The sequence below is a fragment of the Serratia marcescens genome (assembly GCF_006715005.1).
GTDB lineage: Bacteria > Pseudomonadota > Gammaproteobacteria > Enterobacterales > Enterobacteriaceae > Serratia > Serratia montpellierensis.
On sequence record NZ_VFMJ01000001.1, the window covers coordinates 2515315 to 2540444 of the forward strand.

A 25130-nucleotide genomic window follows, 5' to 3' on the forward strand; every position below is an offset into this window, starting at 1 on the left:
CCTACTTTCACCGCCAAGGAGGCACCATGAACATTCGCCAGGCCCGCCCCACCGACTACCCTGCCATTTTGCAGCTGCAGGGCGAAAACGTGCCTGAAGCGCTCGACGAGCGCCAAAAACGGCAGGGATTTATCGTATCACGCATGAATGAGGCGCAGCTGGCGGCGATCAACCGCAGCATCGGCATACTAGTGGCCGAGCAGGAGAACCAACTGGCAGGGTTCGTTTGCCTGATGCCCGCCGACGTGCAACCGCGGCCGCCGGTGGTGGATGCGATGCTGGCGACGCTCGCCACGCAGTCGTTCGCCGGGCGGGCGCTGAGTGAGCAGAGGGGGTTTCTCTACGGCCCGGTCTGCCTCGCCGCCGCCTGGCGCGGCAAGGGGGTGCTGAAACGCCTCTACGCCGCGGTCAAAGCGCATACCTGTCATGATTACGACGTGGGCGCGCTGTTTATCGACGACGACAATCCGCATTCGCTAGCCGCACACGTGCAAGGGCTGGGGATGACGGCGCTGGCGTCTTTCCAGTGCGGGCAGAAAGGCTATCAGCTGGTGGTGTTCGCCACCCGCTGAGCAGGTTTATTCATAGGGGCCGTGCTGCGCATCGAACGGCAGCATAAAGGTGTCCACCACCATCGACAGCGGCACGTCTATCACCGTGACATAACGCCAGGGCGTATCGCGCAAATCCCACTGCACGCCGGGATAGTACTGGTGGCCATGTCCCGCGCCGGGCACGGTGCGGCTGATGATGCTGCCGCAACCGGTTAAGACCATCACGCCGGCCGCCACGCAGGCTAGCCGAAGGTAGGAAGAGAGCTTCACGACATTGACTCTGAGCAAAGGGTTGTTTCGCGAGTGAACAACGCATCGGCCGCAGTCTACCACAGTTCCCTTTCTCCACCGGTACCGGCGCGCGTAAGCAAAAGGTAAAAAAAACGGGGAATGCGCCATGCGCATTCCCCGTCTGAGCGTTACCGTTCAGCGATTAACGTCGGCCCGTTGGGTGCGCCAGCGGGTTGTGCGGCAACTGCTGATAGTGCTCACGCCAGGCAGCGCCTTCCGGCAACAGCCAGACGCGCTGGTGCAGACGAGCCAGCGTGACCGGATCGCTCAGCAGCTCCAGACGTTTGCCCTTCACCAGTTTCTCCGGCCCCAGCTGCAGCGCTTCGTTCACCCGCTCCTCGCGGTTGCGATCGAGGGTAGCGCGCAAATGGTGACGCGCCGTCGCCAACGCCGTCGCCAGCGCGTTGAAGGATGGGTTGACCACCGCATGAATAAAGCCGTTGGTCAGCGCGCGGTTGCGGTTGAGATGCAGGTACTCTTCCGTCGCCAGCAACTCGCGCGGCGGGTTGTACTCTTCCGGGATCAGGAACAGCTTGGCGCGTTTGCTCTTCATGCCCAGCGTCGCGCGGCTCGACAGCACCGACACGAACGGCGACAGGATCAGCGAGAACACGATCGGCGCCAACCACCACAGGAAGCGCAGATCCAGCCACGCCATGCCGCCGGCCCACACCAGGCCCAACAACATCTGCGAACCATGGCGGCGGAACGCTTCGCCCCAAGGCGTATCGTCATCGTCACGCTGCGGCGAATTCCACACCACTTCCCAACCGAGGAAGGCGCTCACCACGAACACGGTATGGAACAGCATGCGCACCGGCGCCAGCAGCACCGAGAACAGCATTTCCATCAGCATCGAAATGAACAGACGGAACGCCCCGCCGTACTCTTTCGCACCCTTGGCCCAGATCAGCACGATGCTGAGCAGCTTCGGCAGGAACAGCAGCACCAGCGTGGTGGAGAACAGCGCTATCGCCAGCTCGGGCCGCCACTGCGGCCAAACCGGGAACAGCTGCCGCGGCTGCAGGAAGTATTGCGGTTCCATCAGGGTATGCACCACCTGCAATGCGGTGGAGAGCGCCAGGAACATGAACCACAGCGGCGCCGACAGGTAGGACATCACGCCGGTCAGGAACACCGCACGGTGCACCGGGTGCATGCCTTTCACCAGGAACAGGCGGAAGTTCATCAGGTTGCCGTGGCACCAGCGGCGGTCGCGTTTCAGCTCGTCCAGCAGGTTTGGCGGCAGCTCTTCATAACTGCCCGGCAGATCGTAAGCGATCCACACGCCCCAGCCGGCGCGGCGCATCAGCGCCGCTTCAACGAAGTCGTGCGACAAGATTGAACCAGCGAAGGAGCCCTCGCCCGGCAACGGCGCCAGCGCACAGTGCTCGATAAACGGCTTCACGCGGATGATGGCGTTATGGCCCCAGTAGTGCGACTCGCCCAGTTGCCAGAAATGCAGGCCGGCGGTAAACAGCGGCCCGTAAACCCGGGTAGCGAACTGCTGCACGCGCGCATACAGGGTATCCATGCCGGACGCCTTCGGCGCGGACTGGATGATGCCGGCGTTCGGGTTGACTTCCATCAGACGCACCAGCCCGGTGAGGCATTCGCCGCTCATCACGCTGTCGGCGTCCAGGATCACCATGTAGCTGTACTCGCCGCCCCAACGACGGCAGAAGTCGTCGATGTTGCCGCTTTTGCGTTTTACGCGACGGCGGCGGCGGCGATAGAAGATGCGGCCGTGGCCGTCGACATCGCGGCACAGCTCCATCCACGCCTTTTGCTCCGCCACGCAGATGTCCGGATCGTAGCTGTCGCTCAGCACGTAGATATCGAAGTGCTCCAGCTGACCGGTGGCGGCGACGGACTCATAGGTCGCACGCAGGCCGGCGAACACACGTTCGACGTCTTCGTTACAGATCGGCATGATCAGCGCGGTACGGTGCGCCGGGTTGATCGGCTCATCGCCCTTGATGGTGGAGGAAATACTGTATTTGTCTTTGCCGATCAGCAGCTGCAGGAAGCCCATCAGCGCGGTCCAGAAACCGGCCGAGACCCAGCAGAACAGTACGGCGAACAGGATCAGAATGCCGGTTTGCAGCACATACGGCAGCAGTTGCAGCACCGACTGCATCAGATCCTGATCCAGCATGGCGATAGGATCGATCAGCGCCCAGCCCTGATAAGGCAAGATGGTTTTCATATACCAGGTGGCGATGCCGGTCTGCACCAGCATCAGCACCAGCAGCACATAGCGGCGCATGGAGCCGACAACGCGCCAGCGGTTCTCGGCCTCGGCCTCCTCTTTGGTGGCGTGCCGATTGTGCGGCGAACGCCCCAGCAGAGAATCCCAGAAGCGCGCCACCGGGTTGGTACGCCAGGCTTCCGGGAACATGGTGGTTCGTTTGATCGGCGGCGTCGCCTTCAGAATGGCGCGCCCTTCGGCGTCGGTATCGAAGTCGTCATCGCTGACCGCATCCGGCCAGGCGCTTTCGATGCGCGGTTTGACCGAGGCCAACGCCACGTCATCCGCCGACAGGCTGTTGACGTTGGCGTCGGCGGCGCCCATCTGCCGATGAAGCGCCTCCAGTGCCTGAGCGTCATCCGCCGTGTGAGGGTTGAGCGCCTCCGACCGCTCGGCGGTCAGAGGCAGCGCCGCAAGATAATCCTGGGCGGGTTGAGTAGGCTTATTCATTGGCAGGTAGCTGATAGCTCCAGGTTTCCGACAGAGTCTTATCGCCATTGACCAGCGCCGCGCGCATTTCTACCGGCTTCTTGTCGTCTTTCACTTTCAGACGCACCGTCAGGCGCCAGCCTTTGGTCACTGGGTTATAGCGGACGTTGTTTTCTACCATTTCACCGTTGTCGCCGATGCTGATCTGAGAAGCGACCGGGGTGTTGGCGTCCAGCCCTTTCAGCACCGGGCCGACGAAGTCGACCAGGAAGGCCACGCTGCCGTCAGGCTCGCGAATCAGGTTGGACTGCTTCACGTCACCGGTCGAACGCATGGTCCGCGCCACATAGGCGATGTCTTGCGAATGCAGTTTGTCTTCATCGCGGGTGAAGTTCAGACGGTAGCTCAGCGTCAGCGGCTTTTTGGCTTCCGGCAGCGTATCCGGCGTCCAGAACGCGACGATGTTGTCGTTGGTTTCATCCGCCGTCGGGATCTCCACCAGCTCGACCTTGCCTTTGCCCCAGTCGCCCTTCGGTTCGATCCAGGCGCTCGGACGCAGATCGTAACGATCGTCCAGATCTTCATATTCTTTGAAGTTGCGACCGCGCTGCAGCAGACCGAAGCCTTTAGGATTCTCAACGGTATAGGTGCTGACGGACAGGTGTTTAGGATTGTTCAGCGGGCGCCAGATCCACTCGCCGTTGCCGGCATGGATAGACAGACCGTTGGAATCGTGCAACGCCGGGCGGTAGTTCAGCGTCGGCGACGGCTGGTTCGGCCCGAACAGGTACATGCTGGTCAGCGGCGCCAGGCCCAGTTTGCCCACCTTGTCGCGCAGGAATACCTTGGACTCGACGTCCACGGTGGTGTCGCGGCCCGGGATCACCGTGAAGCGGTAAGCACCGGTGGCGCGCGGGGAATCCAGCAGCGCATAAATCACCAGGTGTTTGTCGCCCTGCTTCGGACGCTCAACCCAGAATTCGCGGAAACGCGGGAACTCTTCGCCGGACGGCAAAGCGGTATCGATAGCCAGGCCGCGAGCGGACAGCCCGTAAACCTGCCCTTTACCCACCACGCGGAAATAGCTCGCGCCCAGCAGGCTCATGATCTCATCGTTTTTGTCGGCGCTGTTGATCGGGTAAAGCACCTTAAAGCCGGCAAAACCGAGATTTTTCACCGATTCAGGGTCGTGTTTGACCGAACCGAAGTTGAAGTAATCCGGGCTGTACTTGATCTGTTTTACGCTGGTGGAGGTGACTTCGTTGATTTTCACCGGCGTGTCGAAGTACATCCCCTGATGATAAAACTCAAGCTTGAAAGGGGTTTTCAGCTTGCTCCAATAGGCTTTATCGTGATTGAACTGAATCTGCTGATAGTCTGCGAACTTCATCTCGCGGAACTGAGAAGGAAGGTTGCTCTTCGGGGCTTCGAAACCTTTCGCGGCCAGATCCTGCGCCTGCTTGGCCACGTCATCAATAGAAAAGGCCCATGCCGGCGAACTGAACAGCGTGAACAATACGGTAGCACCTAACCAACGAACGCTCGCGGCGCGTGGTTGTCCGGATAATATATTAACTAGCACATCCCCCCCTATTCGTGTGCTCAAATCATTTAAATCCATATTAATGGATTACTCAGCTTTCCGACAACATGATAAATGGATGGTTCATGTTTACGGCTCATTGTTTAAGCAGCTGATGGAACACCAGCGTAGCAAGCCGCGCAACAAGACGCTATGGAAAAATGCGGGGGGCTATAGTAGGGTTTCGGATAACAATTTAACGTTTGACGACTTATTAAGCGTGTTAATGAGCACCCGATTAAATCACCAGCGGTAATCTATGACTAAAGGCAGCAAACAGCGTGAGTTTTTCCTCGATTCGATCCGGGCCTATTTGATGTTGCTCGGGATTCCGTTTCACCTCTCCCTGATTTATTCCAGCCATGCCTGGGCGGTGAACAGCGCGTCCCCCTCCTTCTCGCTCACGGTGCTGAACGACTTCATCCACGCTTTCCGCATGCAGGTGTTCTTCGTGATATCCGGCTACTTCTCCTACATGCTTTACGAGCGCTACGAGCGCCACCAGTGGCTGAAGGTCAGGCTGGAGCGGGTGGCGATCCCGCTGTTAAGCTCCATCCCGCTAATTACGGTGCCGCAGTTTTTCATGCTGAAATATTTCACCGATAAATTAAACGGCTGGGATGAATTTTCTCTCTATCAGAAAATAAATGTAACAGTTTGGGAATTGGTTTCTCATCTGTGGTTCTTATTGACACTGTCATTGTTAACCTGCGCCTGTTTTTATCTGTTCCGTAAAATCAAGCGTCAAACCCGCGATCATATTCCAGAGTTAATAAACCGAATGCGTGGATTAGGAAACATCTCACTGTGTTTCTTTATTTATGCGGTATTCTATTCGGCCGCGCACCGTATTATTTTAATGTTCGCGCCACAGCTATTATCCAACGGCCTGTTCAATTTCGTGGTGATGGAGACGATGTTCTACCTGCCGTTCTTCATCCTCGGCGCTTATGCGTTTAAGTACGTGTGGCTTAAGGAGATTTTTCTGCGTCGCTCGCCGCTGGCGCTGCTCGGCTCGCTGCTGCTGTTTATCGCATATATGCTGAATCAAAAGCTGTTGGCGCACAGCAGCTATATGTTCGAGCTGGAAGTGGTGATCAAAACCCTAATGGGGATCCTCATGACCAACGTGGTGTTCTCTTTTGGGCATAACCTGCTGAATTATCACTCGCCGCGCATCACCTATCTGGTCAACGCCTCGCTGTTTATATATCTGGTGCACCACCCGTTGACCCTGATATATGGCGCTTTCGTGACGCCTTATATCGGCAACAACCTGTTGGGATTCTTGCTGGGCCTGCTGTTTGTGTTCTCGCTGGCCTTCGCTTTATATGAACTGCACAAGCGTATTCCGGTGCTGCGTTTCTTGTTCTCCGGCAAGCCGCAATAACCTTCCGCCCCTGTAAACCCGATCGTTTGCAGGGATTTCCTGTCATCTTGCCGTCGTGCAAAAAGCCTATACTGGTGGTTTGCATGCAAAGCACACATTGCTCAGCCTGGCGCCGTCCGTTAGGGCAAAGTGATACGGCTGAATACATACCCTAATCGTTATAACTGCGATGCATAAGTAGAAATCCGGATCCCTGCCTTACGGTAGTGATTGGGCTCAACACCCCCGAAGGGCTGCGCGATCGTTTAATTCATTCGATGGCGTTAGCTGCATCTCCCTTCCGTCACGACAGAGAGGATTTTGAATGACCGATAAGAACACCCCGGCTCAAGAAGCCGAAGTGGAAAACGCCACCCTGCTGAAGATCCTCGGCAGACTGCTGTCCGCGCTGGACGCCTCAATCAGCGGCAAAGAACGCAGCGTTTTGGTCACTGAACTCGCCAACTTCAATCTCGACGGCATTTCCGAAACGGAAAGCAAGTTGGCCAGCGAGCTGATCAAACGGGCGCTGGAATCGCTCGACCACTAACCCTACCGCGCCTGCAAACCATTAAGCCTGCCTGCGCGGGCTTAATGGTTTTTCCCTCAGCCACGATCGGCCATTGTTGCCAAAACCGAAATACAGCAGTCTGATAATGTTGGATAAAAGACAGGATTCTCCCTCTTCTCCTCACTTTCTTCGGTTAATCGCACCAAAGGGCAATAATTGATCGGTTGTTTTCGCAATCAGCCTTGGCGTTTTACCCACTAAACACGCTATCATCGACACACACGCAGTGCCCCCCTAACCCCCCCAGCCTCAGGAGAACGATATTTTGGATGCCAGCACCATTAACAGTTTGTTCGTCATCGGTGCCGTGCTGGTGGGGGCAAGCATTCTGCTCAGCTCATTTTCTTCCCGGCTCGGTATTCCGATCCTGGTGATCTTCCTGGCGATCGGCATGCTGGCCGGCGTCGACGGCCCCGGCGGCATCGTCTTCAGCAATTATCCGGTCGCTTATCTGGTCAGCAACCTCGCGTTGGCGGTGATCCTGCTCGACGGTGGCATGCGTACCCGGGTCAGCTCTTTCCGCGTCGCCCTGTGGCCGGCACTGTCTCTCGCCACCGTCGGTGTGGTGATCACCGCCGGCCTGACCGGTATGGCCGCCGCCTGGCTGTTCAATCTCGATCTGTTGCAGGGGCTGCTGATCGGCGCCATTATCGGTTCCACCGACGCCGCCGCGGTCTTCTCGTTACTGGGGGGCAAGGGCTTGAACGAACGCGTCAGCGCCACGCTGGAAATCGAGTCCGGCAGCAACGATCCGATGGCGGTATTCCTCACCATCACGCTGATTGCGATGATCGCCGCCGGGGAAACCGCGCTGAGCTGGACCTTCCCGCTGCATCTGATGCAGCAGTTCGGCATGGGCATCGTCTTCGGCCTGGGCGGCGGCTGGCTGCTGCTGACGCTGATCAACCATATCAAACTGGCGGACGGCCTCTATCCGCTGCTGGCGGTGAGCGGCGGCATTCTTATTTTCGCGCTGACCACCGCGTTGGACGGCAGCGGCATTCTGGCGGTGTACCTGTGCGGCCTGCTGCTGGGCAATCGGCCAATCCGCAACCGCCACGGCATCGTACAAACCTTCGACGGACTGGCCTGGCTCAGCCAGATCGGCATGTTCCTGGTGCTCGGCCTGCTGCTCAACCCGCACGAGCTGCTGCCGATCGCCATCCCTGCCCTGCTGCTGTCGCTGTGGATGATCCTGTTCGCCCGCCCGCTGTCGGTGTTTATCGGCCTGCTGCCGTTCCGCAGCTTTACCCTGCGCGAACGCGGCTTTATTTCCTGGGTCGGCCTGCGCGGCGCGGTGCCGGTGATCCTGGCGGTGTTCCCGATGATGGCCGGGCTGCCCAACGCCCAGCTGTTCTTCAACGTGGCGTTCTTCGTGGTGCTGGTCTCCCTGCTGCTGCAAGGCACCACGCTGTCGTTTGCCGCCAAAAAAGCCAAGGTGATCGTGCCGCCGGCGCTGACGCCGATCTCCCGCGTTGGGTTGGACGTGCACCCGGAGAACCAGTGGGAACAGTTCGTTTATCAGCTTTCGGCGGAAAACTGGTGCGTCGGCGCGGCGCTGCGTGAGCTGAGAATGCCGCCCAACACTCGCATCGCCGCCCTGTTCCGCGGCAAAGAGCTGCTGCACCCCAGCGGCAGTACCCGCCTGCGGGAAAACGATATTCTGTGCGTTATCGGCCATGAGCACGACCTGCCCATCCTCGGCAAACTGTTCAGCCAGGCGCCGGCCGTGACACTCGACGAGCGCTTCTTCGGCGACTTTATCCTGCAGTCCGATGCCCGTTTAAGCGACATCTCGCAGCTTTATGGCCTCAATCTGCAAGACGACGTGGACGAGCAGCAGACGCTTGGCCAGTTCGTCATTCAGCTGATTGGCGGCGAACCGGTGATCGGCGACCAGGTGGAATGGGACGGCCTGACCTGGACCATCGCCGAAATGGACGGCAATCAAGTCAGCAAGATAGGCGTGCGAATCGTAACCGACTGACGCTGCCGCACCGGCTGCGTTATCAGACGAGGGAACTTCTGGCCTTAAGAACGTTCTTAATCACTATCATGTTGCATGAAGTACGGCGTCGCTGAATTATATCCGTTTGATATAAAAACAGTTTAGCAGCGGCGCCTACAGGGATTAGGGATGTGAACGGCAAGACTCGATTTCTTTCGGTGATGATGATCATGGCGCTGGGCGTAGCGGCGCTCGATCTCAGCATCGCCGGTTTGGTCCATAGACTTTTAATTGGATAATTTCAACGTGACGCAGCAGGAACAAGAAAAAGACATTCTGGGGAAAATACTGGTGACGGTGTCCGCGCTTTGCCTGATTCTGGTGGCGGCGTTCCTCATCTGGGGATTCGTGCTGGACTGATGCCGCGCGATGCTCAGACATAAAAAAAACCGCCGCGGCGGTTTTTTTTATGGGTCAGGCGATCAGATCTTGCAACCTTCGCAGTCCGCTTCGTCTTCGAGGAACTCAGGGACCTCTTTTACCTTCTGCGCCGCTTTTTCTTCGGCTTTCGCCAGTTCGGCATCGATATCAAAATCGAAAATATCATCACTCATCGCTTGGTCCTCATTCTGCTTGGCATTCAAACGCTGAGTATAATCGACAAGCCGCCGGCCGGAAACCTTTCAGTTTGCCGCCGCCAACTGCGGTGGCTCATCCTGCGGCTTTTTCCCGTAGGCCATGTCGTACACGTCGTAGAAGTCGATTTCGCCCTTGTTGCCGATGATTACCCGCATCTTCTGTTTCAGCGCGGCGCCGATGGATGGCTCATCCAGCAGTTGCTGCACCGCATAAGGCGACAGCGCGCGGGTGAAGTACCATTCGCCGTTGTAGCAAACCCGCAGATCCAGCACCCCGATGTCCTCGAAACGGTACACCGGCCGGATCTCTATCAGCAGCATGGCGAACATGAACAGTACGAAGGCGGTGAACCCCAGGAAGGCATATATCCCCATGTACGGCACCTGATACATTACGGCGATCACCGCGAAATAGCCGGCGAACATAGCAAGGCACAGATAGCGGTGAGTGCGGGCGAATTCGCTGTTGAAGCGCGGCTTGCCGTCACGCCCTTCGCGCCGATTGATCTGTTCAATCTCTTTAACCAAGATGCTTTTAATCGCGTCCATCGTTACAACCTTATGCTGGAAACAGCATTGCCATCAAATCTCACCGCTAAAAGTAACACAAGTACAGTTTCCCCGGGTAGATCAGTTAGCCAACTTAATGGCGGCAACTGTTATAGTTCGGATTCAGCGTGGCTGAGCGGCCTTGCCTTGCGCAAACATGAACATGCGCTGGGCCACGTCGTCGGCCTGTTTGATCTTCTGTTTTTGCGGTTCGTTGCTGCGATGAATGGCGCGGGCATAGGCGATTTCATGGGCCTGATCGATCATCGCGATGATCCGGTCACGCTCGGTCTTCTCCATATTGCCCAACATGGTGGTGATAATCGCCTGATAAGCGTTGGACGCGGCGGTCAGCGCTTTCTCTCTCGCCTCGAGGGCGGTGACGCGTTGCAAGAGTTCCTGCAGTTGCTCGGAGTGAGACATATCGACCTCCTGTTGCCGGGCAGCAAGCCTGCCTGATTACAGTTTAGCAAAGGATCGAAAGAGAAAGAGGAAGGAAAGCCAGCGGTTACGGTAAAGCACACCCGAAAATCCCAACGAGGAGCCGATAGTGCAAATCAACCCGGGTGCGCTTTACGGTAAGCGCGGTGAGATGAAGGGAAGAAAGCTGGCGCGCTATGCAGGACTCGAACCCGCGTCTATCAATTTTCAAGCCAAAACAAGCCATTATAAAACCAATCACTCTGCCAACTGAGTTAATAGCGCGTTCCTTCGCTTCGGGGCGCCATTATCCATAACAACATTATGGACTCAAGCTTTTTTAGCATAATGCCCTGAATTTACAGATAAGTCTTAGGTTATCGATAGCGCTCTGGCCTTACGGCAGCTCAATAATCCGGTAATCGCCGGCGATGAGCGGCTTACACAAAATCTTGTAGCCATCGCTGTCAAAGTGGCTGGCCGCGTTCTGCAGCCGCTGCGCCTGCGCCAGGCTGCTGACCGAGCCCAGATAAAACCAATTGTGAATCACATGGTACTGACGCAGGGTCTCGCCCTGTTCTTCCAACGCCACTCGCCCGGCGAACGGCCAACAGGCGATGCGTAGCTGTTCCAGCGCCGCGCCGAGCCGCCGCGCATGTTCCTGCGCCGGCTCCACGCCGCAGCAGGCGCCGGCGCACTTGCGCAGGCTGTAGCGGAAGCAGGCGCGCCCGGCGGGCAGCTTGTCGATCCCCAGCTTGCCGTAACATAAACGATGCTCGTCGGCGATGGCGCGCAGCTTTTCCAGCGCGGCATGGCGATTGGCAAACAACCCATAAAGGTGGGGCGTGACGGCGAAATCGATCTCTTTGGCGTGGGCAATCGTCACCGTGTCCGCCTGCAGACGCAGCGCGCACAGCTGTTTCGAGCGCCGCAGGCGTTTGTTGAACAGCGGCTGTTGTTGCTTGATCAACTGCGCCTCCAGCAACAATGCCCCCAATTCGCCTGCGGTCTCGATAAAGCTGATGCGCCGGGTTTGCCGCAGCATTTTTGCCTCATCCTGCGCACGGAAATGCGCCATGACCCGGCTGCGTACGTTGACGCTTTTACCGATGTAAAGCGGCAGGCTTTCGCTTTCGCCGTGAAACACATAGACGCCCGGCCCTTTGGGCAACGGCGCCAGGCAGGCGCGCAGGTGCTCCGGGTATTGGTAAATGTCGAGTTCCGGCTCGAGGCGGTTTGGCATCATGACGGCGGCGTTATCCTGCTGATGAATGAATACTGGTTTTTTAGCCAGTATAGCGTGCCGTGCAGCCGGTTGCACACCCGGCGGATAATAACTCGCCGTGATCTTTAGCGCGAAAGCCTTTACTATCCCCTTTCCAGCGGGAAAGCGCCTCACGTTTAGCGCCAGTTCAAGCTGGCGCTGCCATGATGGCAGACTGGAACCGCCGCTTTTATCGTTATGGAAAACCTGGGTATGTCATCACTAAAACTCCCCTCCCGCCGTCTGGCGTTGATCGCCGCCATCGTTTTCATCGCCGTCGCTGTCGCGCTGGCAATCTATTGGCAACGCCCGCCGCAGCAGGATTACGTTACCGCGCCGGCCCGCCTGGGCGATATCGAAAACGCCGTGCTGGCCACCGGGCGGCTGGATGCCGTCGAACGCGTTAACGTCGGCGCGCGGGTCTCCGGCGAAGTCAAATCGCTGAAGGTCAAACTGGGCGATCGCGTCACCAAGGGGCAACCGATCGCCGACATCGACGATCTGCAACAACGCAACGATCTGCGCAACGCCGAAGCGGCGCTGAACGTAGTCAAAGCCAATATGTTAGCCAAACAGGCCTTGCTGAAACAGGCAGAGTCGCGTTTTAAACGCCAGCGCCGCATGCTGAACGACGAGGCCAGTTCGCGGGAAGACTTCGAGACCGCCGAAGCCTCGCTCGCCACCACTCGCGCCGATCTGCAGGCACTCAATGCGCAGTTGGTGCAATCGCAGATCGAAGTCGAGAAGAAAAAAATCGATCTGGGCTATACCCGCGTGGTCGCGCCGATGGACGGCATTGTTATCGCCGTGGTCACGCAGCAGGGACAAACGGTCAACTCCAGCCAAAGCGCGCCGACCATCGTCAAGCTGGCGCGGCTGGATACGATGACCATAAAGGCGCAGATCTCCGAAGCCGACATCACCCGCATTTCACCGGGGCAAAAGGCGTACTTCACTATTTTTTCCGATCCGGATAAACGTTACGACGCCACGCTGCGCACCATCGAGCTGGCACCGGAATCGGTGATGAAAGACGACTCGCTCGCCGGCACCAGTTCCGCTTCCGGCTCCGGCACCTCGAACGCCTCGGTCTATTACAACGCGCTGCTGGACGTGCCCAACCCGGAAAACCGCCTGCGCATCGCCATGACCGCGCAGGTTTCCTTACTGCTCGGCGACGCGAAGAATGCCCTGCTGGTGCCGATCCAGGCGGTGCATAAAACCGAAGGAAAAGGGCAACAGGTACAGGTGCTGACTCAGGATCAACAGTTGGAAACGCGCGAAGTGACCACCGGCATCACCAACAACGTCGACATTCAGATCCTCAGCGGCCTGAAAGCCGGTGAAACCGTGGTGCTGTCACAGCCCGCCGCCAAGTCGGCTGAGGATGGCATTTTCCTGTGAACGCGATCATCGAGCTAAAAGGCATCAGCCGAACCTACACCAACGGCGGTCAGGCGCTGACGGTGTTGAAAGACATCGATTTGACCATCGCCGCCGGCGAGCTGGTGGCGATCATCGGCGCCTCCGGCTCCGGCAAATCGACGCTGATGAACATCATGGGCTGTCTCGACGTACCGGATCGCGGCGACTACTACATCAGCGGCCAGAACGCCGCCCACCTGTCGCCGGACGAACTGGCCCGCCTGCGCCGCGAGCATATCGGCTTTATCTTCCAGCGTTATCACCTGATGCCCGATCTCAGCGCGCTGGGCAACGTCGAAATTCCGGCCATCTACGCTAACGCCCGGCGCGATCAGCGGCGGCAGCGAGCGGCACAGCTGCTCGCGCGGTTGGGCCTGGAGGGACGCGAGGATCACAAGCCCGGCCAGCTTTCCGGCGGCCAGCAGCAGCGCGTCAGCATCGCCCGTTCGCTGATCAACGGCGGCGAAATTATCCTGGCGGACGAGCCGACCGGCGCACTGGACACCCAATCCGGCCAGGAAGTGCTGGCGATCCTGAGCGAACTGAATCAGCGCGGCCACACCGTGGTGATCGTCACCCACGATATGAACGTGGCGCAACATGCCCACCGCGTCATCGAACTGCGAGACGGCGAGATCATCGCGGACAGCGGCCGCAAGTCGGTGCCCGCCGTCGCGCTGCCACCGCCGAACCGCAGCCGGCAAAGCGGCTGGCAAAGCCTGATTGACCGCACCCGCGAATCGCTGCACATGGCGCTGAAGGCGATGAACGCCCATCGCCTGCGCACCGCGCTGACCATGACCGGCATCATCTTCGGCATCGCCGCCGTGGTCACGGTAGTCGCGCTGGGCGAAGGCGCCAAGCAGCGCACGCTGGAAAACCTCAAAGATCTCGGCACTAACGTGGTAAGCATCTATCCGGGGCGTGACTTCTTCGACGACGCCATCGACAGCATCCGCACCCTGGTACCGGCCGATGCCGACGCGCTGGCGCAGCAAAGCTTCGTCGACAGCGTCAGCCCGGAGGTAGACGCTTCCGACAGCATCCGTTTTCGCAGCAAATCCGCCACCGCCTCGATCACCGGCGTCGGGCGCGACTATTTCCGCGTTAACGGCGTCGAGCTGTTACAAGGCGTGACTTTCCGCGACGATCGTAATGCGCTGCAGGAAGTGATCATCGACGACAATGCACGCCAGGCGCTGTTCGGCGATTTCGGCGTCGAGCCGCTCGGCCAGATCGTATTTCTCGGCTCGGTGCCGGCCCGGGTGATCGGTGTGGCTAAAAGCAATCGCAACTACGCGCCCAATCGCATCACTGTCTGGATGCCCTACAGCACGGTGATGTATCGCATGGTAGGCAAACCGACGCTCAGCGGCATCACCGTTCGGCTAAAGGACAATGTCGCCAGCGAATCGGCCGTCACCGCTATCACACAGCTGTTGACCCAACGCCACGGCGTAAAAGATTTCCGTTTGTACAACTTCGATAAAATTCGAAAGTCCATCGAACGCACGTCAATGACTTTTAGCCTGCTGATCCTGATGGTGGCATCAATCGCGCTGGTGATCGGCAGCCTGGGCGTGATGAACATCATGCTGGTGTCGGTCACTGAACGCACCCACGAAATCGGCGTGCGCATGGCGGTCGGCGCAAGGCGCGGCGACATCATGCAACAGTTCATGATCGAGGCGGTGCTGGTCTGCCTGATCGGCGGCGCATTGGGCATCGCGCTGTCGTTCGCCGCCGGGTCGCTGTTCACCTCGCTGGCGGGCGGCATGTTCACCGCCATCTATTCCTGGCAAGCCGCCGCGACGGCGTTTTTCTGTTCAACCTTAATCGGCATGATCTTCGGTTATCTCCCCGCCCGTAAAGCGGCAAGGATGGATCCGGTCGTTTCATTGGCCAGCGAGTAACCCATGAAAATTTTATCTCCCCTGGCGTTAAGCCTCGCCGCCCTGCTCACCGCCGGCTGCGGCAACGCCCTGAAAAGCGACTACCGGGCGCCACAGATCAACTACCCGGCGAGTTGGCAGCACGCCGCCGAGAACGCCACGCCGACGCCGTTCGACTGGCGCGATTTCCACGATCCCGAGCTCGATCGCTGGCTGCAACAGGTGATGGCCAGCAACAACGATCTGGCCGTCGCCGTGCTGCGCGTCTACCGCGCGCGCCTCGAAGCGGAACGCGTCGGCATCAGCACCGCGCCCGACGTCAGCGCCTCATTAGGCAGCGGCATCAATCGCCCGCTGTCAGAGTCCTCCGCCTGGAATAAAACCAGCAACGCGTCTCTCACCACCCGCTATGAAGTCGATCTGTGGGGCAAGCTGGCGCGCCAGCGCGATGCCGCCGAGTGGGCCAGCCAGGCTTCCGAGCAGGATCTGCAGACGGCGCGCCTGACGCTGCTGGCCAACGCCGCCACGAATTACTGGCGCATCGGTTTTCTCAATCAACAAATCAGCGTCAGCCAGGCGAGCATCGCCTATGCCAAAACGACGCTGCGGCTGGCCAACGCCCGTTATCAGGCCGGCAGCATCTCGGCGCTGGACGTGGTGAACGCGGAACAAAACGTGCTGACGCAGGAACGCAGCCTGCTGTCGTTACAACACGATCGTCAACAGGCGCTGAACGAGCAGGCGGTGCTGCTGGGCGCGCCATCAGGCCAGGCCACCATCGCGCCCGCGCGCCTGCCGACGACGACGATGCCGCAGATCAACACCGGCATTCCCGCCGGCGTCCTGAGCCGTCGTCCAGATCTAAGCGCTCAAGAGCTGCGGTTGCGCGCCGCCTTGGCCAACGTCGACGAAAAACGTCTGCAATACTACCCTGCGTTCAGCCTGACTGGTTCACTGGGCGCCAGCAGCAGCGCGCTGCTGGAATTTCTGCGCAACCCGACCGGCAGCCTCGGCGCCAGCCTGACGCTGCCGTTCCTGCAGTGGCGGCAAATGGGCGTGGAGATTAAGATCGCCCGCAACGACTATGAACAGCAAGTGCTGGCCTTCAAGCAGGCGCTGTACAAGGCGATGGGCGATGTGAACAACGCGCTGTCACTGCGCACGCAGCTGCTGGCGCAGGAGGCGCAGCTGCGCGCCTCATTGGCGCTGGCGCGCAAATCGGAGCGGCTGAACGAGGTGCGTTACCGGCAGGGCGCCGTCACCATTACCGACTGGCTGAACGCGCAGGAACAACGCCGTCAGGCGGAGCTGGCGGTGGATGAAAACCGCTTCGCGCAGTACCAGAATCTGGCGAAAATCTATCTCGAATTCGGCGGTTCGTCGGTCCCTTAATCCAAACTGCCTGGCCAGTGGGTCAGGCGTTTTTTTTGACGGCAAACACATCAATTTTTCCTGTTTTATCTCCCGTACTCTGTATACTTAAAACATCACCAATTAGACGAAAAATCGTCAAATCGCACATTTATTAGACCATTCTCGCACCAAATCGGTGCAAACACTTAAGTTAAACTGCTGAATTTGATCGTAGCAAGATATAACGTTAAGCTATAGATGCAAAATAATTAGTCACCTAAATGACATAACCTTGGCATAAATGACGATATTTTGTGATCCACATCCCAACTTAAATGTGGATAATGAATCGTCTTGAACCGCGATTCTATTAGCCTATTTGATAACTCGAAAACAATAGTGAACGGAGATTACGCTTTCACGAACAACGAATAATTCATTAAGGGATGATTATATGAAGTTAAGAAAAAAACGACATAAACCGATGCACATCAGCGACATCACCATCATCGATGACAGCAAACTCAAGAAGGCGATCACCGCAGCGGCCCTGGGCAACGCGATGGAGTGGTTCGACTTCGGCGTATACGGCTTTGTCGCCTACGCACTTGGCCAGGTCTTCTTCCCCGGCGCCTCGCCCGGCGTACAAATGATCGCCGCGCTGGCGACCTTCTCCGTGCCCTTCCTGGTGCGTCCGCTCGGCGGCCTGTTCTTCGGCGCCATGGGCGATAAGTTCGGTCGCCAGAAGGTGCTCTCGGTCACCATTATCATCATGGCGGTCAGCACCTTCTGTATCGGCCTGATCCCGTCCTATGCATCGATCGGCATCTGGGCTCCGATCCTGCTGCTGCTGGCCAAGCTGGCGCAAGGCTTCTCCGTCGGCGGTGAATATTCCGGTGCGGCAATTTTCGTCGCCGAATACTCACCGGACCGCAAGCGCGGCTTTATGGGCAGCTGGCTGGACTTCGGCTCCATCGCCGGCTTTGTGATGGGCGCAGGCGTAGTAGTGCTGATCTCCAGCATCGTCGGCGAAGCCAACTTCCTCGACTGGGGCTGGCGTATTCCGTTCTTCATCGCCGCGCCGCTGGGCCTGATCGGTCTCTATCTGCGCCATGCGCTGGAAGAAACCCCGGCGTTCCAGCAACACGTGGACAAGATGGAGAAAGAGGATCGCAACGCCATCGAAAATCCGCCGAAAACCTCGTTCAAAGAGATCGCGGCCAAACACTGGAAAAGTTTGCTAGTGTGTGTCGGTATCGTGATCTCCACCAACGTGACCTATTACATGTTGTTGACCTACATGCCGAGCTACCTGTCGCATAACCTGCACTACTCGGAGGATCACGGCGTTCTGATTATCATCGCCATCATGATCGGCATGCTGTTCGTGCAGCCGGTGATCGGCCTGACCAGCGACCGCATCGGCCGTAAGCCGTTCATCATCGGCGGCAGCATCGGCCTGTTGGCGCTGGCGATCCCGTGCTTCATTTTGATCAACAGCAACGTCATTGGCCTGATTTTCGTCGGTCTGCTGGTGCTGGCGGTTCTGCTCAACTCCTTCACCGGGGTGATGGCCTCCATCCTGCCGGCGATGTTCCCCACGCACATTCGCTACAGCGCACTGGCGATTTCGTTCAACATTTCGGTGCTGATCGCCGGTGCGACACCGACCGCCGCCGCCTGGTTGGTAGAGGCGACCGGCAACCTGTACATGCCGGCCTACTACCTGATGGTCGTGGCGGTGATCGGTCTTATCACCGGTCTGTACATGAAAGAAACCGCCAACAAGCCGCTGCGCGGCGCGACGCCGGCGGCGTCTGACCGCTCAGAGGCGAAAGAGCTGCTGCAGGAGACCTACGACAACATCGAACAGAAAGTCGAGGACATCAACGCGCAGATCGCCGAATTGGAAAAGAAAAAGCAGATCCTGATCGACCAGCATCCCAAACTGGATTGATTCGCTCTGACAAACAAAAACCACCCGCTCGGGTGGTTTTTTTTGCCTGACGCGCAGTGAGTGATAATTTGACCATGCGGGTGACGAAGGAGAGATGAATGAATCAGTTTCAGGAGATGGCGACCTATATCGCCGTGGTTGAGGCCGCCAACATCAGCGCCGCGGCCCGTCGCTTGGGTACCACCAAGTCGGTGGTGAGCAGACGCATCCAGCAGTTGGAGACGCGCCTCGGGATTGTGCTGTTCGAACGCGGAAAAAGGCTTGGGCTGACCGACGCCGGACACCTGTTCTATCAGCGCGCCGTGCGCATATTAAGCGAAGTGAGCGATGCCGAAGAGACGGTGCGAACACTGCATAGCCAACTGCAGGGTCAACTGCGGTTAACGGCGCCGATGGCCTTCAGCATCCGCTATCTGGCGCCGCTGTTATCCACCTTTATGGCACAATATCCAAACCTGAACCTGGACGTGGAGTATAGCGATCGTCTGGCCAATCTGAATCAGGAAAATTTCGATGTCGCCATCCGTATCGGCCCCTTGGCGGATTCCGACCTGATCGCGCAGCGCATCTGCGCCAACCGTCATTTGATTTGCGCCAGCCCGGCCTATCTTGCCCAGCAAGGCACGCCGACACACCCGCAACACCTGCAACAGCACCAGGGGTTGTTGTATATTCAGCGCGAACCGACCGGCATGCTGCAGCTCCCCATCGAGGGCGAAATCCGATCGTTTCGTATCGGTAAACGGCTGCGCACCGATAACGCTTTTCACCTGTTGGCGGCGGCTAAAGCCGGTTTGGGCCTCGCTATCCTGCCCGCATTTATCGCCGCCGACGCGATACGCGCGGGCGAACTGCGCATTGTTCTGGCCGCCTATTCACCCGACGGCGGCGACATTTCCGCCGTCTACCGCCGTTCAAAACGGGCATCCCCCAAGATCCAGGCGCTGGTGAACTTCCTGAGTGAGAACATTGGCCGCACGCCCCGTTGGGAAACCGAACTCTCCCCTTTCCTGACGTCAGCCTGAAAGGTTCGCAAAACGCGAACCCGAGGTTCGAATTTCGATCACTTGTTGCTTGTGCCTCAGGGTTTTAGTCTGCAGAACACACACTTTCTGCCCGCTCTGGAGACTCTGCCATGAAAGACTTATCACGCCGCCAGCTGATATCAAAAACGCTGGTCGCTTCAGCCGCCGCCACGCTCGGCGCTTCCACATCGATTTCCGCATTATCGGCGCAAGCACAACCGGCCCAACGGACCAGAGAGACATCCCCTGTTTTCGACGTAGTCATCGTCGGCGGCGGCTCCGCCGGCGCGGTGATGGCGGCTCGCCTCAGCGAAAACCCTGCGCGCCGGGTTCTGCTGTTAGAAGCCGGGCACAGTTATGCGCCCTACGATTATCCGCGCCTTATCGCGGACAGCGACGTCCTCGGCGCCAATGGCAACCCGGAGTTCGAATGGGGATACCGGACAGAACCCGGCTATGTCAGCCACGCGATCGGCGCTATCCGCGGTAAAGTCCTGGGTGGCAGTTCAGGGGTCAACGGTGCCGTGGCGATCCGCGCCCGTCCGGAAGATTTCAACCGCTGGGATCTGCCGGGATGGGGCTATCAGGACCTGTTGCCCGCCTTCAAAAAACTGGAGACTCGTCATGGCCTGCACGACCGCGCAATCCATGGCGATAGCGGCCCCTTTCCTGTCGTGCAACTCACATTGGATGACATCACGCCAATGCAACGCGCTTTCGTCGCCGCCACGCGCGCCAACGGCTACGACGCGATTGACGATTTTGACGGCCCTTCAGCCAATGGCGTCGGCCCCTACCCGATGAATATCATCAACGGCGTGCGCGTTAACACCGGCATGGCCTATCTGGATGAGAAAACCCGTGCCAGAGACAATCTCACCCTGCGTGCCGATACGCTGGTAGACCGCGTAATATTTGACGGGCAGCACGCGATCGGCGTGCGCCTGGCCAGCGGCGAAGTGATCCTTGCCGCTGAAGTGATTCTGAGCGCGGGCACCTACGGCAGCGCCGCCATTTTGATGCGATCCGGCATCGCGCCTGCGCAACAGTCGAAGCGTCTGGGGATCCCCGTCGTCGCCGATCTCCCCGTCGGTGAAAACCTGGTCGATCACCCCTTTTATTACAATGCCTACGCCGCCCGCCCCGATGTCATCGGCAGCCAATCGCCGGTTATCGGCGCCAAGCTGTGGACCCACAGCAGCCAGGCGGAACCGGGAGAGCTCGATCTGCACATTACCGCGACGCATCTGTTTCCACATGACCAAAGCCCCACCGGCGTCGGTTTTGTTCTGGCGGTGGCGCTGACTCGGCCACAATCCACCGGACGAGTCTGGCTGGAAAGCCGCGATCCAGCGGCAGCCCCTCACATTGATCTTAACTTCCTGGCGCAAGAGAGTGACCGCGTCCGCTTGTTGGAAGGGGTCAAACTGGCGCGTAAAATAGGGCAAACCGCGCCGCTGTCTACGCTGATCCACAGCGAGCTTGCGCCCGCTGCAGACAGCGACGAGGCCATTCTTGCCTCGATGGCGGCGACGTTGGATACCTATCATCATCCGACCTCGTCCGCACCGATGGGGAAGGCCGACGATCCGAAGGCGGTCGTCGACCTTCAGGGCCGCGTGCACGGCGTACACGGGCTTAGGGTCGTCGACGCTTCCATCTTCCCCGACGTTCCCTCCGTCGCCACTAATGTGACGACGATCGCCACCGCCGAGCATATCGCCCGACACTACGCCTGAAGCCGTTTTAGCTCCCCGCTTGGCGGCAAAATAGACTGTTGAAACCAGACCGGTCATCCTGATGGCCGGCCTCCCGCATTCCGCAACAGCACACTCGAAATAACGGCTCACATTTTATCCTGCCTGGAAATGGTGTTACCCTGTAGACCACCGTCACCTCAGCAGAACATTCTCATGGGCAAAAGGGATCTTCCCATCATCATCGGCATTCTGGCTATGCTGACCCTGTGGCTCTGCGCGCTTTTCAACATCGGCGATATCACCTTCACGATTTCTCGTCTGTTCCACTGGATCGAAAGCCAGCGCGGATAACCCACACAGGCGATAGAAAACATCGGCTATGATTGAAAGACGTTACGTCATTTTCCGAGACTGTCGCTCGCGATAAAGAGGACCGCATCATGACCGACTATGTATTTTACAACCAGATTCTGACCCGACTGGCCGCCAATCACCCCGGGACGCTGGATGAAAAAACCTACGAACTGTGGAAACAAGACGCCACCAGCCCGCATGCGTTCGCCGATCCCTTCGCCTATCTTAAAACCAAGGGCCTGATACAGGCCTATGTGATGAGCGACATCGACGAGAACAACTATGATATCGACCCGCATCAAACGCGGATCACCGCCGCCGGTCTCGAATTCATTCGCAACGGCGGGTTCAAATAAGGGCGACACGCGCCAACAAAAAACCGCCAGACGGCGGTTTTTTTTACTCTAAAAGCATCCGGGCCGGTTTAGGCGGGGAAAGGCCGATAAAAGATGCGCAGCACTTCGTTGTCGCCCTGGCGTAAAAAGCCGCCTTCAGGCTGCCAGCGCAGATCGCGCGCCAGATTGAGATTTTCCCAGCCGACCGCGCCCCCCACGCCGATGCAAAGATTTTTATTGCCTGCGGCAAATCCCGCACCGGTACCGATCATGGCATGCAGCAAACGGGGCGCCGCCGCGTCACGCAGGGAGAATATGCCGATAAAACATCCCTGCGGCGCGCGCAGCATATCGGCCATCGTGCGGATCTCGGTATCGTCCGGGCTAACGAAATGTTTGTATTGCTTATCGAACACCGTCTGCCACAGCTGCTTGTATTTCGCCTTGCTGAGTGCGCCTGAACGGTGGGCACACAGCACCACCGCATCCCAGCACATCTCCCCGCTCAACGAAAGATACTCTTCCGTATCGGTTTGCGGCTTATCGGCGTAATGCCGTGCAAATTCAGCCGCATTCAAATGCGGCGGCACGGCCTGTCTGGCGACGTCACTCTTGTAGCGCTTGAAATTCAACCAATGCATGGGAAGCCTCCTCTTCATTCGGTAGATGAACAAACCGGCAGTCATGGATGAGACGCGCGATCAAATCCAGGGCATCGTCGGCAGCGGCGACTTCGTCGTCATTCAGCCCCTGCTCCACCGATCGCTCAATGGCGCTCATCACCGCCGGCGCACTGGTTTCTTCCCCTTGCGCTACCACGTCCAATACGGCTCTGCCGATCGCCAAACAAAGCTCATGATCAAACCCAACCTCTTTATACGGCTGCATAATCACCCCGATAAATTTTTACCCAAGAATACTAGACCACAATGACGCATCGCGCCTGCCGTCGTATCACGGCCCTGTATGCAACCGAAGAGAAATGCGGCAGGCCCCGGGTTGATAGCCCGAAGCCCGATAAAGGCAGGTTATTGCGGGGCTTGATCGGTAGGACGAATGATAAAACACGTGGCGGTTGCCGAGGCCAGTAGCTTCCCTTCCGCCGTTTTGAGCGTGCCTTCGGCAAAAGCGACATTTTTCGACGCATAGACCAGACGCCCCTCGGCGATCAGGTCAGTTTCCTTTGGCACAGGACGCAACATTTTAACCTGCAGATCGACCGTACCATAACCAACCCCCGCGCCCAGCGCACTGTGCACCGCACAACCGGTCACCGAGTCCAAAACCGTGGCGGCAAAGCCGCCATGAACGCCTCCCAACGGATTCAGGTGGCGTTCGTCAGCCCGCGCCACAATGCGGATATACCCCTCTTCAACCGCGTCCGGTTTCATGGGCACCGTTTCAGCGATTGAAGCCGGTGGAATTTTGCCGGCCATCGCAGCCTGTAATAACGCCAACCCCGTCATTTTTGTCGGATCCATTGCTCTCTCCTCTGGTGGTGAACCGGTTATATAGGAGAGGTCTGACCTCTTGACTTGCTTTTTCGTGCTGATGTCGTCAGCCGCCTACTCTTCAGATTCTCTGAATGTGACCGTCATCACTCTTCAGAGTTAATAACCACAATTTATTAATGCCTTTAGATTTAAAACAACTTTCTGCGGCCAACACGGCCGGAAACTGAGCGCAGTTAAGTTCAACATTATTAAGGCGTATTTATCATGGATTTCTTTCTGCAATTAGCGGTGATATTGGCATGCCTGCTGTATGGGGCACGTAAGGGCGGCATTGCGCTGGGGTTGCTGGGTGGGATCGGGTTGATGATCCTGGTATTCGGTTTTCACCTGCAGCCCGGCAAGCCACCGGTGGACGTGATGTTGGTAATCATCGCGGTGGTGGCGGCCTCCGCCACCCTGCAGGCCTCAGGCGGGTTGGACGTCATGCTGCAGATCGCCGAGCGGATGCTGCGGCGCAACCCGCGCTATGTCTCGATCATCGCCCCCTTCGTGACCTGCATTCTCACGATCCTGTGCGGCACCGGCCATGTGGTCTACACCATCTTGCCAATCATCTATGACGTAGCGATAAAAAATAACATCCGCCCAGAACGGCCGATGGCGGCCAGCTCGATCGGCGCGCAGATGGGCATTATCGCCAGCCCAGTCTCAGTGGCGGTCGTTTCACTGGTGGCGATGCTCAGCAGCTACACCTTCAATGGCCGCCATCTGGAATTCCTCGACCTGCTGTCTATCACCATCCCTTCTACCCTGTGCGGCATTCTGGCGATCGGCATCTTCAGCTGGTTCCGCGGCAAAGACCTGGACAAAGACCCGGAATTCCAAAAATTCATCTCGGTGCCGGAAAACCATCGCTACGTCTATGGCGACGCCGCCACCCTGCTGGACCGGGTATTGCCGCGCAGCAACTGGATCGCCATGTGGATTTTCCTCGCCACCATCGCACTGGTGGCGGTGCTGGGGGCCTTTTCCGACCTGCGGCCCAGCTTCGGCGGCAAGCCGCTTTCGATGGTCCTGGTGATCCAGATGTGCATGCTGATGGCCGGGGCGCTGATCGTCATCATTACCCGCACCAACCCGGCGTCTATCTCTAAAAACGAAGTGTTCCGCTCCGGCATGATCGCCATCGTGGCGGTGTATGGCGTCGCCTGGATGGCGGAAACCATGTTCGGCGCGCATCTGACGCAGATAGAAGCCACGCTGGGCGTGCTGGTGAAAGAATACCCCTGGGCCTATGCGCTGATCCTGTTGCTGGTGTCGAAATTCGTCAACTCGCAGGCCGCCGCGCTGGCGGCACTGGTGCCGGTGGCGCTGGCAATCGGCGTCAACCCGGCCTATATCGTCGCATCGGCACCGGCCTGTTACGGCTATTACATTCTGCCGACCTACCCCAGCGATCTGGCGGCAATCCAGTTCGACCGCTCCGGCACCACCCGCATTGGCCGCTTCGTGATCAACCACAGCTTTATTCTGCCCGGCCTGATCGGCGTCAGCGTCTCCTGCGTCTTCGGCTGGATCCTTGCCGCAGCGTTCGGTTTCTTATGAGTTGTACTTCGGAGCCCTGCGGGGCTCCCTGCAGACAGGCTGGCAATCCAAGAGGATGGGTATGACAAGAAAGGAAAAATGCAGGTGTAATACGAATTTCAAGCACAAAAAAACCGCCTCTCGGCGGTCTACGACATTACTACTTATTGCTTTGATTATTCGGT

The 25130-nt window shown here is 58.2% G+C and carries 24 protein-coding genes and 1 tRNA gene; 14 read left to right on the forward strand and 11 right to left on the reverse strand.

Annotated features, from left to right (window positions below):
* Window positions 1-26 precede the first annotated feature (26 nt).
* Complete coding sequence (locus FHU12_RS12170; RefSeq protein ID WP_141969586.1) at window positions 27-572, forward strand: GNAT family N-acetyltransferase; 546 nt, start codon at window positions 27-29, stop codon at window positions 570-572.
* A 6-nt stretch (window positions 573-578) separates the two neighbouring features.
* Here FHU12_RS12170 and FHU12_RS12175 read toward each other — a convergent pair whose 3' ends face one another.
* From FHU12_RS12175 to mdoG, 3 genes are all read right to left on the reverse strand, one after another.
* A complete protein-coding gene (locus FHU12_RS12175) occupies window positions 579-776 on the reverse strand; it encodes a YceK/YidQ family lipoprotein (protein ID WP_046688460.1) in 198 nt (65 codons plus the stop codon).
* A gap of 211 nt (window positions 777-987) precedes the next feature.
* Window positions 988-3546, reverse strand: coding sequence for a glucans biosynthesis glucosyltransferase MdoH (gene mdoH, locus FHU12_RS12180; protein ID WP_141969588.1), 2559 nt, complete (start codon window positions 3544-3546; stop codon window positions 988-990).
* The gene (gene mdoG / locus FHU12_RS12185) at window positions 3539-5107 is read right to left on the reverse strand and encodes a glucans biosynthesis protein MdoG (RefSeq protein WP_025302384.1); all 1569 of its coding nucleotides are present in this window, start codon (window positions 5105-5107) and stop codon (window positions 3539-3541) included. The genes mdoH and mdoG overlap by 8 nt, the downstream gene beginning before the upstream one ends.
* Window positions 5108-5366: 259 nt before the next feature.
* Here mdoG and mdoC point away from each other — a divergent pair, with 259 nt between their 5' ends.
* From mdoC to FHU12_RS27405, 4 genes are all read left to right on the forward strand, one after another.
* Window positions 5367-6497: a glucans biosynthesis protein MdoC gene (mdoC, locus tag FHU12_RS12190; RefSeq protein ID WP_141969590.1), complete on the forward strand. Its 1131-nt coding sequence runs from the start codon at window positions 5367-5369 to the stop codon at window positions 6495-6497.
* Window positions 6498-6801: 304 nt separating this feature from the next.
* Complete coding sequence (locus tag FHU12_RS12195) at window positions 6802-7026, forward strand: hypothetical protein (protein ID WP_141969592.1); 225 nt, start codon at window positions 6802-6804, stop codon at window positions 7024-7026.
* A gap of 286 nt (window positions 7027-7312) precedes the next feature.
* Window positions 7313-9034: a potassium/proton antiporter gene (locus tag FHU12_RS12200; protein WP_038875414.1), complete on the forward strand. Its 1722-nt coding sequence runs from the start codon at window positions 7313-7315 to the stop codon at window positions 9032-9034.
* A 252-nt stretch (window positions 9035-9286) separates the two neighbouring features.
* A complete protein-coding gene (locus FHU12_RS27405) occupies window positions 9287-9415 on the forward strand; it encodes a hypothetical protein (RefSeq protein ID WP_016928228.1) in 129 nt (42 codons plus the stop codon).
* 62 nt (window positions 9416-9477) lie between these two features.
* Here FHU12_RS27405 and FHU12_RS27410 read toward each other — a convergent pair whose 3' ends face one another.
* The 5 genes from FHU12_RS27410 to cho form a co-directional block, all read right to left on the reverse strand.
* Window positions 9478-9609 carry a hypothetical protein gene (locus FHU12_RS27410; RefSeq protein ID WP_015377413.1) on the reverse strand — a complete coding sequence of 44 codons (132 nt, stop codon included), beginning with the start codon at window positions 9607-9609 and terminating at the stop codon, window positions 9478-9480.
* Window positions 9610-9678: 69 nt separating this feature from the next.
* Window positions 9679-10182: a YlaC family protein gene (locus tag FHU12_RS12205; protein WP_038875410.1), complete on the reverse strand. Its 504-nt coding sequence runs from the start codon at window positions 10180-10182 to the stop codon at window positions 9679-9681.
* Between the two features lie 123 nt (window positions 10183-10305).
* Window positions 10306-10605: a sigma-S stabilization anti-adapter protein IraP gene (locus tag FHU12_RS12210; protein WP_141969594.1), complete on the reverse strand. Its 300-nt coding sequence runs from the start codon at window positions 10603-10605 to the stop codon at window positions 10306-10308.
* Between the two features lie 185 nt (window positions 10606-10790).
* Window positions 10791-10887 (reverse strand) — tRNA-OTHER (locus FHU12_RS12215).
* 112 nt (window positions 10888-10999) lie between these two features.
* The gene (gene cho / locus FHU12_RS12220; protein ID WP_141969596.1) at window positions 11000-11848 is read right to left on the reverse strand and encodes an excinuclease Cho; all 849 of its coding nucleotides are present in this window, start codon (window positions 11846-11848) and stop codon (window positions 11000-11002) included.
* A gap of 231 nt (window positions 11849-12079) precedes the next feature.
* On the opposite strand from cho, the gene etsA reads away from it, so the two are divergent.
* The 8 genes from etsA to FHU12_RS12260 all read left to right on the forward strand — a co-directional run bounded on the left by etsA (window position 12080) and on the right by FHU12_RS12260 (window position 21928).
* Window positions 12080-13270, forward strand: coding sequence for a macrolide efflux RND transporter periplasmic adaptor subunit EtsA (etsA, locus tag FHU12_RS12225; RefSeq protein ID WP_457644854.1), 1191 nt, complete (start codon window positions 12080-12082; stop codon window positions 13268-13270).
* Complete coding sequence (locus FHU12_RS12230; RefSeq protein WP_100396531.1) at window positions 13267-15204, forward strand: MacB family efflux pump subunit; 1938 nt, start codon at window positions 13267-13269, stop codon at window positions 15202-15204. Before etsA ends, FHU12_RS12230 begins: the two co-directional genes overlap by 4 nt.
* Window positions 15205-15207: 3 nt before the next feature.
* Entirely contained in the window at window positions 15208-16575 is a 1368-nt protein-coding gene (etsC, locus tag FHU12_RS12235) for a macrolide efflux RND transporter outer membrane subunit EtsC (RefSeq protein WP_141969598.1), read from the forward strand.
* 415 nt (window positions 16576-16990) lie between these two features.
* Entirely contained in the window at window positions 16991-18493 is a 1503-nt protein-coding gene (gene proP, locus FHU12_RS12240) for a glycine betaine/L-proline transporter ProP (protein WP_060419579.1), read from the forward strand.
* 98 nt (window positions 18494-18591) lie between these two features.
* Window positions 18592-19518, forward strand: coding sequence for a LysR family transcriptional regulator (locus FHU12_RS12245; protein ID WP_141969600.1), 927 nt, complete (start codon window positions 18592-18594; stop codon window positions 19516-19518).
* Between the two features lie 110 nt (window positions 19519-19628).
* Window positions 19629-21257: a GMC family oxidoreductase gene (locus FHU12_RS12250; protein ID WP_141969602.1), complete on the forward strand. Its 1629-nt coding sequence runs from the start codon at window positions 19629-19631 to the stop codon at window positions 21255-21257.
* Window positions 21258-21431: 174 nt separating this feature from the next.
* The gene (locus FHU12_RS12255) at window positions 21432-21569 is read left to right on the forward strand and encodes a hypothetical protein (protein WP_230490317.1); all 138 of its coding nucleotides are present in this window, start codon (window positions 21432-21434) and stop codon (window positions 21567-21569) included.
* Between the two features lie 89 nt (window positions 21570-21658).
* Window positions 21659-21928, forward strand: coding sequence for a hypothetical protein (locus FHU12_RS12260; protein ID WP_019455885.1), 270 nt, complete (start codon window positions 21659-21661; stop codon window positions 21926-21928).
* 68 nt (window positions 21929-21996) lie between these two features.
* Here FHU12_RS12260 and FHU12_RS12265 read toward each other — a convergent pair whose 3' ends face one another.
* The 3 genes from FHU12_RS12265 to FHU12_RS12275 form a co-directional block, all read right to left on the reverse strand.
* Entirely contained in the window at window positions 21997-22548 is a 552-nt protein-coding gene (locus FHU12_RS12265; RefSeq protein WP_060440227.1) for a hypothetical protein, read from the reverse strand.
* Window positions 22514-22795 (reverse strand): hypothetical protein, encoded by a 282-nt coding sequence (locus FHU12_RS12270; RefSeq protein ID WP_141969607.1) that lies wholly within the window; start codon window positions 22793-22795, stop codon window positions 22514-22516. Before FHU12_RS12270 ends, FHU12_RS12265 begins: the two co-directional genes overlap by 35 nt.
* A gap of 140 nt (window positions 22796-22935) precedes the next feature.
* Window positions 22936-23388: a PaaI family thioesterase gene (locus FHU12_RS12275; protein WP_141969609.1), complete on the reverse strand. Its 453-nt coding sequence runs from the start codon at window positions 23386-23388 to the stop codon at window positions 22936-22938.
* Between the two features lie 237 nt (window positions 23389-23625).
* Between FHU12_RS12275 and FHU12_RS12280 the strand changes: the two genes are divergently transcribed.
* Entirely contained in the window at window positions 23626-24966 is a 1341-nt protein-coding gene (locus tag FHU12_RS12280; RefSeq protein ID WP_033642641.1) for an anaerobic C4-dicarboxylate transporter, read from the forward strand.
* Window positions 24967-25130: the final 164 nt, after the last annotated feature.

Bases quoted from the DNA above. Each gene is read 5' to 3' on its own strand.
- FHU12_RS12170 (WP_141969586.1), top strand. From the start codon at position 27: ATGAACATTCGCCAGGCCCGCCCCACCGACTACCCTGCCATTTTGCAG.
- FHU12_RS12175 (WP_046688460.1), bottom strand. From the start codon at position 776: ATGGTCTTAACCGGTTGCGGCAGCATCATCAGCCGCACCGTGCCCGGC.
- mdoH (WP_141969588.1), bottom strand. From the start codon at position 3,546: ATGAATAAGCCTACTCAACCCGCCCAGGATTATCTTGCGGCGCTGCCT.
- mdoC (WP_141969590.1), top strand. From the start codon at position 5,367: ATGACTAAAGGCAGCAAACAGCGTGAGTTTTTCCTCGATTCGATCCGG.
- FHU12_RS12195 (WP_141969592.1), top strand. From the start codon at position 6,802: ATGACCGATAAGAACACCCCGGCTCAAGAAGCCGAAGTGGAAAACGCC.
- FHU12_RS27410 (WP_015377413.1), bottom strand. From the start codon at position 9,609: ATGAGTGATGATATTTTCGATTTTGATATCGATGCCGAACTGGCGAAA.
- FHU12_RS12205 (WP_038875410.1), bottom strand. From the start codon at position 10,182: ATGGACGCGATTAAAAGCATCTTGGTTAAAGAGATTGAACAGATCAAT.
- FHU12_RS12210 (WP_141969594.1), bottom strand. From the start codon at position 10,605: ATGTCTCACTCCGAGCAACTGCAGGAACTCTTGCAACGCGTCACCGCC.
- cho (WP_141969596.1), bottom strand. From the start codon at position 11,848: ATGATGCCAAACCGCCTCGAGCCGGAACTCGACATTTACCAATACCCG.
- etsA (WP_457644854.1), top strand. From the start codon at position 12,080: ATGTCATCACTAAAACTCCCCTCCCGCCGTCTGGCGTTGATCGCCGCC.
- etsC (WP_141969598.1), top strand. From the start codon at position 15,208: ATGAAAATTTTATCTCCCCTGGCGTTAAGCCTCGCCGCCCTGCTCACC.
- proP (WP_060419579.1), top strand. From the start codon at position 16,991: ATGAAGTTAAGAAAAAAACGACATAAACCGATGCACATCAGCGACATC.
- FHU12_RS12245 (WP_141969600.1), top strand. From the start codon at position 18,592: ATGAATCAGTTTCAGGAGATGGCGACCTATATCGCCGTGGTTGAGGCC.
- FHU12_RS12250 (WP_141969602.1), top strand. From the start codon at position 19,629: ATGAAAGACTTATCACGCCGCCAGCTGATATCAAAAACGCTGGTCGCT.
- FHU12_RS12255 (WP_230490317.1), top strand. From the start codon at position 21,432: ATGGGCAAAAGGGATCTTCCCATCATCATCGGCATTCTGGCTATGCTG.
- FHU12_RS12260 (WP_019455885.1), top strand. From the start codon at position 21,659: ATGACCGACTATGTATTTTACAACCAGATTCTGACCCGACTGGCCGCC.
- FHU12_RS12265 (WP_060440227.1), bottom strand. From the start codon at position 22,548: ATGCATTGGTTGAATTTCAAGCGCTACAAGAGTGACGTCGCCAGACAG.
- FHU12_RS12270 (WP_141969607.1), bottom strand. From the start codon at position 22,795: ATGCAGCCGTATAAAGAGGTTGGGTTTGATCATGAGCTTTGTTTGGCG.
- FHU12_RS12275 (WP_141969609.1), bottom strand. From the start codon at position 23,388: ATGGATCCGACAAAAATGACGGGGTTGGCGTTATTACAGGCTGCGATG.
- FHU12_RS12280 (WP_033642641.1), top strand. From the start codon at position 23,626: ATGGATTTCTTTCTGCAATTAGCGGTGATATTGGCATGCCTGCTGTAT.